The following is a 10,150-nucleotide window of genomic DNA, read 5'->3' as shown; positions in this document are numbered from 1 at the left end:
ACTCCAAAGCTAGTCAAAAAATCCGAGAAACCCAATTGATTAAACACCTCATCATATTAAAATCCACCTCCAATCAACCCAATTTCTTATCACACTCCAAAGCTAGTCAAAAAATCCGAGAAACCCAGTTCATTAAACACCTCATCATATTAAAATCCACCTCCAATCAACCCAATTTCTTATCACACTCCAAAGCTAGTCAAAAAATCCGAGAAACCCAATTGATTAAACACCTCATCATATTAAAATCCACCTCCAATCAACCCAATTTCTTATCACACTCCAAAGCTAGTCAAAAAATCCGAGAAACCCAATTGATTAAACACCTCATCATATTAAAATCCACCTCCAATCAACCCAATTTCTTATCACACTTTATTCCTCTCCCAACATCTCCAATAACTCCGCTTCACTCAACTGTTTCACCCCCAACTTTTCTGCTTTCTCTAACTTAGAACCTGCATCCTCTCCCACCACAACAAAATCAGTCTTAGAACTCACCGAACTTGTCACCTTCCCACCAGCATTTTGAATCAAACTTTTAGCCTCATCTCGCTTCAAACTTGGCAAAGTTCCAGTCAAAACAAAAGTCTTTCCTACTAACAAAGAACTTTGCACTTTTTCCACACTATTTGTAGAGTCTTTAGTCTCCAAAGTCACCCCAGCAGTTTCCAAACGTGCCACCAAATTCTGATTTGCTGGTACCCCAAACCACTCTTCCACAGACTGAGCAATTTCCGGACCAATACCATACACACTTTCAATATCACTTACCTTTGCTTGACCTAACTTTGCCACAGTTGCAAACTTCTGAGTTAATAACTCCGCATTCACACTACCCACATGACGAATACCCAAACCATAAAGCACCCGCTCCCAAGGTTGAGCTTTAGAAATAGCGATCGCCTCCACCAACTTACTCGCTGACTTTTCCCCCATCCGTTCCAAAGTAGTCAAATCTTCTATTGTCAAATTATATAAATCTGCCACAGACTTAACCAAACCACTATTAACCAACTGCTGCACCAACTTTTCCCCCAAACCATTAATATCCAAAGCACCCCTAGATGACCAATGTATTAATGAACCCCGCAAAATAGCAGGACATGAAGCATTAATGCAGCGAGTTACTGCCTCATCCGTAGGTTTGACCACAGGTTGACTACATTCTGGACAATTGGTGGGCATTTGAAATTTTTTGGCCGTTTTTGGTCGTAATTCTGCTAAAACTCTGACCACTTCTGGTATAATCTCCCCTGCTTTACGGACTATTACAGTGTCCCCAATATGTAAGTCCAATTCTGCCAAGCGATCGCTATTATGTAGAGATGCCCTTTGTACGGTTGTCCCTGCCAATTGGACTGGTTTTAATTCGGCCACGGGAGTCAGTGCCCCAGTACGGCCTACTTGAACCGTAACTGCTTGGACAATAGTCGGAATTTCTTCAGCAGGGTATTTAAGAGCGATCGCCCACCGAGGGAATTTTTGAGTAAATCCTAATTTTTTTTGTAGTGGTAAAGAGTTAAGTTTAACTACTACTCCATCGGTTAAATAGGGTAAATTTTTTCGTTCTTTATCCCAGTATTGATAATATGTTTCAACTTCATCTATAGAGGAACAAAGTTGACGGTTAGGATTAACTTTAAAACCTAATTTTTGGAGTAATTCTAAATATTCCCACTGAGTAGAAACTTGAGAAAATTCCGAGCTATTTTCTTCTAAATAAAGTGTATAAGCAAAAAAATCTAGTCGTCGTTGAGCGACTATTTTTGAGTCTAATTGTCTTAAAGTACCTGCTGCTGCATTGCGGGGATTTGCAAATAAAGCTTCTCCATTTTTTTCTCTTTCAGCGTTGATATTTTCAAATACATTTATTGATAAAAAAGCTTCACCCCGAACTTCTACTCTTGGAGGCGGATTATCAATTTTAAGTTTTAAAGGAATACTATTAATTGTCTTGACATTTTGAGTAATATCTTCCCCCATAATTCCATCACCACGGGTAGCACCTCGTACTAATAAACCATTTTCATAAGTTAAAGCTAAAGCAGAACCATCAATTTTTAATTCACAAACATAATCCAAAGTTATTAAGTCTATTTCCTCATAACTTGACTCATCACTAAGGTCATAATTTTGACTTTTTACTTCTAACTTTTGACTTTCCGTAGAGTCATAATTTTGACTTTTTACTTCTAACTTTTGACTTTCCGTAGAGTCATAATTTTGACTTTTTACTTCTAACTTTTGACTTTTGAATTTTGACTTTTGAATTGCACAGCGTTCTTGCCAACTTTTTAATTCCTGAATATTAAAAGCATTTTCCAGACTATAAAGAGGAATGTTATGTTTAACTGATACAAACTTAGTTGCTGGTTTTTCTCCCACTCTTTGAGTCGGACTATCTGGCACAATTAATTGAGGATATTGAGTTTCTAATTCCTGTAATTCTCGAAGTAGGCGATCGTAAACAGCATCTTCCATAATTGGGTTATCAAGAACATAGTAAGCATAGCCAGCTTCTTGAAGTTTTTCCCTTAATTGTTGAGTGTACTGCTCAATTTCTGGTGTTAATTTTGCCACGATTTATTATTTCCTTTCCTCAATTTTTAAACCAATACGGTTCACTTCAGATCAGACCAAAACTCAAAATATATATTTAATTGCAAATACATAACTTTTCTCTTGTATCTTGTATCAAGTTTTATGTTAAAAATGGATGTTTGTGATGAAAAAAAATTCGATTCAGTATTTCCAGCATCTAGCTTCAGCAGTCAGTACTGATAACTGATAAACTAATTAAACTCCCTATTCCCTTATCACCCATAAATTATCAATATACATCTCCAAAAATTACTCATTAAAATCAATTATTATCCATAAAATATCAATTATTCTTCCCTATTCCCTGTTCCCTATTCCCTCTTACCTCTTCCCTAATTCCCTATAAATTCAAATCCAAAAAATCACTAAATTTCTTTTCTATAATTGGTATTTTTATTTTAAAATCTCCATTATTGCGAATTTTATCCTCACCATTACCTTTTGTCTTAGGTTCATGTTCTATCTGAAATACATTGGCATAAAGATTAGCAATAATTTGTTTACCACTTTGAGTTAATTCCAAATAATTAATAGCAGCAGGAATATAAGGATAAACACCATTCCAGTAAAATTTCGCGTAGCTGCGCCGGAGATCGCCAGGAGATTTATAACCCAAAACTTTATTAGTACCTACTTCCTCAAATTCATAAAATAAAGCACTAATTTTGAGTAAATAATTAGGGTCACTTAATTGACCAATTAAATCTGCCGCTCTTGATAACCCAGAAAAATTATTTCTATCTTGATGAGTTTCTGCTTCTGGAACAGGAAAACGAGTTAATTCAATATTACGTTTAATTTGATCGGCATCAATTAGTCGATGACCACCGAAACGTTCATCTATTACTAATTTTCCCCGGTCAACATGATAAGGTGTTAAACTAGCAGCAGTAGAACCCTCTGTCAAAGAAATCATTCCACCATCTATTCCTGTAGCATATCGACCCAATAATTCTTGGTCTTTTCGACAGACTCCTTTGGTATAGCCAATATCGTGACACAATAAAGAAATAATATAATGTAACCAATCTTCAGGAGAAACTCCACCTTCACGAATGTGCTTACCCCGCAAAATTTCTTGCCCAACAAGAGTAACTAACATTGTGTGTTCAACATTGTGATATAATGCATCACAATTAGCGATATTTTCCAGAGCCATATTTCCTGCCCAGGCAATAATTTCTGGATAGTCTGGTTTAAAACCACCATAGGTACGATGGTATCCTTCTTGTAGCTCTTTGACAAAAGTATCTATTAAAATTTCTGTTGGATTAAACATGACTATTTCTTTGCACTCCAGTATATTAAGTATTACTCTGATAGCTTGAGCTGTAGCAGTTAGCCGTTAATATATCAATCTATCAATATATCAGGACTTGCTTTTTTAATTACCTGCAAGTCTAAAATAGCAAGAAATTATTTTTTTAGTTTTACTTTTCTATTGCCTGCTTAGTGTGAAGTACCCAACTGCAAAGGTTGTTTGCCGTTTTATTCGTATCTCTTATGCCGTTACCTATCAGACAAAGCTAATATGGGTCTTACACAGTATCTCTGGTTGCGAGTAACCTTTATCTCCTTACGGGGGAGAATTAATTTACTAACCCGCTTGCCGCAGGATCAAAAAAAATTTGATTGTAGTGGTTTTCTGATTCTACGAGCAGATTAGCATGAACTCAATATTAAGTGGCCTAACTCATCACCTTAACTCCGTAGTTTCTGCGACAAGCATATTACTGCTACTTGGTTTATTAGCCTATCTGATAGCCCTATCAGTCAGGTGGGTTAGGTTTCCCTAAACCATTTCCACCTTATCACAAAATTGATTCCGATTCATCAGGGCCTGTGTGCGGAACCTGCGTCTATAACTTTACTTTATAAGCAGCATCTAATACTAATTCTCAAAAATTTTGCTATACTCGGATTTTCTATTTCTAAATACTATTTATTAACGTAATATGATTGTTTACTAACCTAGGTTATTTCTCTAGTTATTTTGACCACCTTCCAAACTTAGGATTACTTTTGATAAATTGTATAAAACTATAGACACGGATCGCCTTCCCGAAAGATAGATTATGCTATTGTCTGGGACTTATCGAAAGGTTTAGTTTAAAATTAACAAAAATTTATGGGTTGGCCAAGTATCTTGGTGAAATCAGGATATATATCACTACAGGTTAGGCTAAAGGCGCTTATGGGAAAGTTTACCGAAAATCTGGGTCTAAAGCTGCCCCCTTCTAGGAGAACTTTGAGTTATAGTTATATAATTATATAATAGACATCTCCGAAAAAGATATAGATTTTTTGCTGCTAGTAGGGAACAGGGAACAGGGAACAGGGAATAGGGAATATATTTTCACGAAAAAGATACGAAAAATGATTTAGGAGAGTTAATTTTACAACTCTAGCTTGTCTTAAATAAAGAGCAAGTTTATTTTCTGGAGAGGTCTAATGGGAAAAGTATTCAACTACTGGCGGAGTGAGGCAAAAGGCAAAATAAATATATAGCAATCCTAAATGATTTGTGAAAATTTTTAGAATAGTTAATATTAACGAAAAACCTTGAAAATTATGACTCCTGACTCCTGACTCCTGACTCCTAACTACCACCAAAATATTACAACTGAAATAGGATTGCTATAGCCGATTAAGTAAATAGACAAATACAAATAGGATTTACGCTAAGAAATCCGGTTGCTACTAGAAATCCTTGGTTTAAATATATAGATATCTACGAAAAAACCTGGTTTCTGGGTTCTCCTGCGTAAGTCTTGACACAAATAATTATTCAGGACTACTTATAGCAATCAGAAATCACCACTTTAGGGTTTCAGATAACAGAAAAATATTTTAGTGAAGGAAGGGCAGATATTTTTTTCCACAATATTGAATCACACTTACCAAATAATTAGAGGGTATATATAAATAAAAAATTAAGCCTTGATGTAGGGTGGGTTAGGCACCGAATAATCTCACAAAATTAAATAATATTTTCCTAGCCCTTACCGAACTATTAAGGTATAAAGCCTCTCCATTCATGGAGAAAAAAGCGGTTGAGGGATGGCGAGGTCTCCTCGCTGGTCTCCAATCTCCCCTTGATCAGAAAAAAAAATCCTTGAATGTCAATCCTATCCGTTATAAGAAGAGGTAATAATTAATAATTAATTATTAATTATTAATTATTAATTGTTGAACACCGAATACTAGATATTTCAGGTGTTTCTTTAGATTTATTTTACAGATACCTTATCTTAATAATTAATAGAGTTGTTTGGAAATAAAAATTTAAAATGCTCAAAGGCTTACTATATAAGGTTTTCTGGATTTTAGACCAAGGGAACACTATAAACCTTAACTGATAAGAGTTTTAGCCATTTTTTGAGCTTAATTCCCAACAACTCTAATAATTAATAATATTAATTATTGAACGAACATGATAATATTAGTATTTTACCGAACTCTTAAGGTATAAAGCCTCTCCTTTAAAGGAGAAACAAGCGGTCGTTTGCAGAGCATGACCTAGGATGGGATGGCTAGGTCTCCTCGCTGGTCTCCAATCTCCCAAGAGAGAAGAAAAAATTTTCATGATTAGTCAATCCTAGAGGTAATAATTAATTATTAATTATTAGACATCTGGTGGAAAAGAGGGAACACTTAACACTTAACACTTAACAGGAAGAAAGAATAGATAATTTATGGATGATAATTGATTTGATTTTTAATTTTCACGGGCTTTGTGTATTAATTATTAATTGTTGAATCTACCACACCATTCGTGCAAAGTGCTGTAAAAATTATGTAAATATTAATATAATCACACAAAAAAGTTATTCCCAAAGGTGTTATGGTCACTGCAACAGAAGATGGTATTTTTAATGGTACTACAGTCGATATTTTCAGGCCACCTCCGGACAATGGAGAGGGTGGTAATGGGACAAGTCCTGGCGGGAATGGAGGTACTGGAAGTTTATTCAATGAAATTCTGCTTACAGAAGATGACGATGAGACTATTGGTTCAGTAAGAGCAGATTCAATTGAGGGATTGGCAGGTCGAGATTCTATAGAAGGTAGAGGTGGAGGAGATAGAATTTTTGGCAATCAGGATAATGATACACTTTTAGGAGGAGTGGGTGATGATTCCCTGCTTGGTAATCAACAACAGGATTCTTTGTTAGGGGATAATGGTGAAGATACATTGTGGGGTGGTAGGGATAATGACTTTCTAGATGGAGGTGATGATGATGACACACTTTTTGGCAATCGAGGGAATGACTGTCTTTTTGGTAGTTTAGGCGATGATTGTATTTTCGGAGGGAAAGGTGATGATTGTCTAGATGGAGGTGAAGGTGATGATACTCTAGCAGGCGATCGCGACTCTGACACTTTAACGGGAGGAACAGGAGAAGATTTATTCATTATTGCTGAAAACACGGGTGGTCTGAGTGCATCAGAAGCAGATATTATTGCTGATTATAATCCCAATGACGATCAAATTGGATTAATTAATGGTTTGAGACGTAATGACCTGCAATTTGAGACAACCTTAGTAGGTGGGGAAAATGGGGAAAATGGGGTAGTTATTAGGTTGAGAGATGACGAAGAAGATTTTCTGGCAATAGTCATTGGAGTCGATGAAGATGAGCTTGACTTCACAATTATCTGAGGCAACATTGGGGCAAGAGTGTGGGAGGTGTGGGAGGTGTGGGAGGTGTGGGGGGTGTGGGGGGTGTGGGAGGAAAGTCAGTGTTTATTAATGCAGCTTGGGTATATTCTAGACCCTGTACTCTCCAGACTCCCTAGCCTCGGGACTCTTCCTACAATCCCTATTCCCTATTCCCTATTCCCTATTAGTATAATGCAAGGATTTCTCAATCTTAACAAACCATCTGGTATGACTTCCCATGACTGTGTAGCAAAGGTACGAAAGTTGCTACGTCTTAAGCGTGTCGGACATGGAGGAACTCTCGACCCTGCTGCTACTGGAGTTTTACCTATTGCAGTGGGAAAGGCAACCAGGTTATTACAATTTCTCGGCTCAGAAAAAGCTTATCGTGGTACAGTAAGATTTGGTACGATAACTACTACTGATGATTTGGAGGGAGAAATTGTTCAATCTGCACCAGCACCAGAATTAATGTTATCCGATCTTGAAGCAGTGCTGCCAAATTTCTTAGGTAAAATTGAGCAATTGCCGCCTAGTTATAGTGCAATACAGGTACAAGGAAAGCGACTTTATGATTTAGCGCGTCAGGGAAAAACAGTTGAAGTTCCTACTCGGGTTGTAGAAGTATTTAATATAGAAATTCTGGAGTGGCGAAGTGGAGATTTTCCCGAAGTAGATTTAGCGATCGCCTGTGGTACGGGAACTTATATTCGAGCGATCGCCCGCGATCTAGGTGCAATTTTAAATACTGGGGGAACTTTAGCTGCTTTAACTAGAACAGAAAGTAGTGGGTTTTCTGGGGAAAATAGTCTCACATTTGCAGAAATGGAAAATCAATTACAGGAAAATAAATTTAGTCTTTTATCTCCAGAGATAGCATTGGTACATTTACCAGCGATTGCCTTGGTTGCTGAAGATGCAAAAAGATGGTGTCAAGGTCAACGTTTACCCTATCAAATAAGATGGGAAATAGAAGCTGAAAAAACTGAGCATCATTTTCGAGTATACAATCTAAAAGGTGAATTTCTTGGTATTGGGCAGTTAATCAAATCAGAACAAAATTTATTATTAGCACCTCAAGTTGTAATTAGTAATTAACTATTTTCAGTTTTTTGAATGCAAGTATATAGCATTGATAAAATTGTTGAGATACACAATTTTGGAGTTTGAGATTTTGATGAAATTATAGGGGCAATAATATAGAATCCGGTGATATAATCAGGACTTACGCATAACCACCACATCTAGTAGGGGTGATTCGCGAATCACCCCTACAGATAGGGTATAATTCGATATTTTGCGTAAGTCCTGATAAGTATTCAACCGGATTTGATATCACAGGGGGATTGCCTCTACACCTAGAGAGGATGCGCATGGAGACACTTCCCCCAAAAACTAATCATTCTTTCATGTAGAACACCCAAAAATATCATACCTATTGCAGTCTTGTTACCATGAATCAACTGAGTTTAGTTAAGCTCAAATTAAATCAATGTAGAAAATATCAAATACCCACAATCTAAATTATGAACCTGCTTTACAAAAAAAACTCAAAAATAAGCAAAATGGCGGATGAAAAATAGGCCAAGAGTATGAGCAGTGATAAATATTATCTTTTAAGTAACAATAATAAGTAAGAAAGTTAAGAAAGTTTCCGAGAAAATTCTGATATATAAGTGCGATGATACTAAAAAATCAGTATAACAAACCATGACAAAATCAAATAAATATTAAATAATAAAAGTTGTATATATATTAGACCGATCTGTTTATTAGTAAATCAAAATTAAATGTCACTATTATGTTAAAGGTTAAATAATTATGTCAGCATCAACGATAGGCTATATTAAGCTGGCAAATACACTTAGTATAGTTAGCCAAAAGCAAGTTACTGGTAAGTTAGTCGTCGCTCATGGCAATCAAGAATGGCAACTTTACTTCCTATTTGGTCATCTCCTATATGCAAGTGGGGGGAAACATTCTACTAGACGTTGGCATCGAGCTATCAGTCAACATTGTCCTAACTTTAAATTTGAAGTCGATCGGTTCAGCAATAATCAACTGTGGGAATATAGATTATTACAAACAGCTATTAGCGAAAATCAGATAACTTTAGCTCAAGCGAAGGCAATTTTGCGTACTATTGCACAGGAAGTTTTTTTTGCTATTATTAGTCAACCTGGTTTAACAAGAAGATGGCATCCGCAGAAACATCCTTGTTCTCAAACAGCTCTGAGTTTACTTTTATCCAGACTAGAAATTAAAGAAGTTATGACTTCAGCTAAAAGAGTTTGGATGTCTTTACAAAAGGAAGGTTTATGTCATATTAATCCTGATAGTTCCCCAGTTGTAAGAGATACAAATAATTTCCTAATTCAAGAAAATTTAGACGTTTTTTTGACAGTAAAGAAGTTATTAAATGGCGACAGAACAATTTGGGATATTGCATTTTTAATCGAAATGTCATTAGTAGAAGTAGCTCGGAATTTATCTAATTTTGAACAACAGGATTTAATTTCTTTCAAGCAAGTAGAAGATTGGCTGTCACCACCAGAAAAATTACGCTTAGTATCTGTACAAAATCGTCGGCCTCAAGCTACAATTGCTTGTATTGATGATAGTCATCTTGTAGGTAATTCTTTAGATAAAATTCTCCAGCCATTGGGATATAAAGTTGTGCATATTCAAGATCCAATTAAAGGGTTAGCAGTCCTAGAAGATTCTCAACCTGATTTTATTTTTTTGGATTTAGTGATGCCTAAAGTTAGTGGTTATACAATATGTGATTTTTTACGCAAAACTACTATGTTTAAAGATACACCAATTGTATTTTTATCGACTAAAGATGGTATTCTTGATAGGACTAGAGCTAAGTTAATAGGA

5 protein-coding genes are annotated in these 10,150 nt (G+C 35.9%); 3 read left to right on the top strand and 2 right to left on the bottom strand.

Translation table 11 applies throughout. The annotated features are described in order from the left end of the window. Positions 1-375: 375 nt before the first annotated feature. Entirely contained in the window at positions 376-2,583 is a 2,208-nt protein-coding gene (ligA, locus tag F6K22_RS19060; RefSeq protein WP_293101164.1) for an NAD-dependent DNA ligase LigA, read from the bottom strand. Between the two features lie 361 nt (positions 2,584-2,944). Beyond that, positions 2,945-3,883 carry an Npun_R2479 family HD domain-containing metalloprotein gene (locus tag F6K22_RS19055; protein WP_293101161.1) on the bottom strand — a complete coding sequence of 313 codons (939 nt, stop codon included), beginning with the start codon at positions 3,881-3,883 and terminating at the stop codon, positions 2,945-2,947. A 2,565-nt stretch (positions 3,884-6,448) separates the two neighbouring features. Between F6K22_RS19055 and F6K22_RS19050 the strand changes: the two genes are divergently transcribed. The 3 genes from F6K22_RS19050 to F6K22_RS19040 form a co-directional block, all read left to right on the top strand. Then, on the top strand, positions 6,449-7,267 hold the full coding sequence (locus tag F6K22_RS19050) for a calcium-binding protein (protein WP_293101158.1): 819 nt from the start codon (positions 6,449-6,451) through the stop codon (positions 7,265-7,267). Between the two features lie 192 nt (positions 7,268-7,459). Next, the gene (truB, locus tag F6K22_RS19045; RefSeq protein ID WP_293101156.1) at positions 7,460-8,365 is read left to right on the top strand and encodes a tRNA pseudouridine(55) synthase TruB; all 906 of its coding nucleotides are present in this window, start codon (positions 7,460-7,462) and stop codon (positions 8,363-8,365) included. A gap of 723 nt (positions 8,366-9,088) precedes the next feature. Then, on the top strand, positions 9,089-10,150 hold a 1,062-nt coding region (locus tag F6K22_RS19040), incomplete at its 3' end, for a response regulator (RefSeq protein WP_293101154.1).

The organism is Okeania sp. SIO2F4, from assembly GCF_010672385.1.
Lineage (GTDB): Bacteria > Cyanobacteriota > Cyanobacteriia > Cyanobacteriales > Microcoleaceae > Trichodesmium.
The sequence above is the reverse complement of the archived record's forward strand: the minus strand, read 5'-3'. Positions and strand labels throughout refer to the sequence as shown.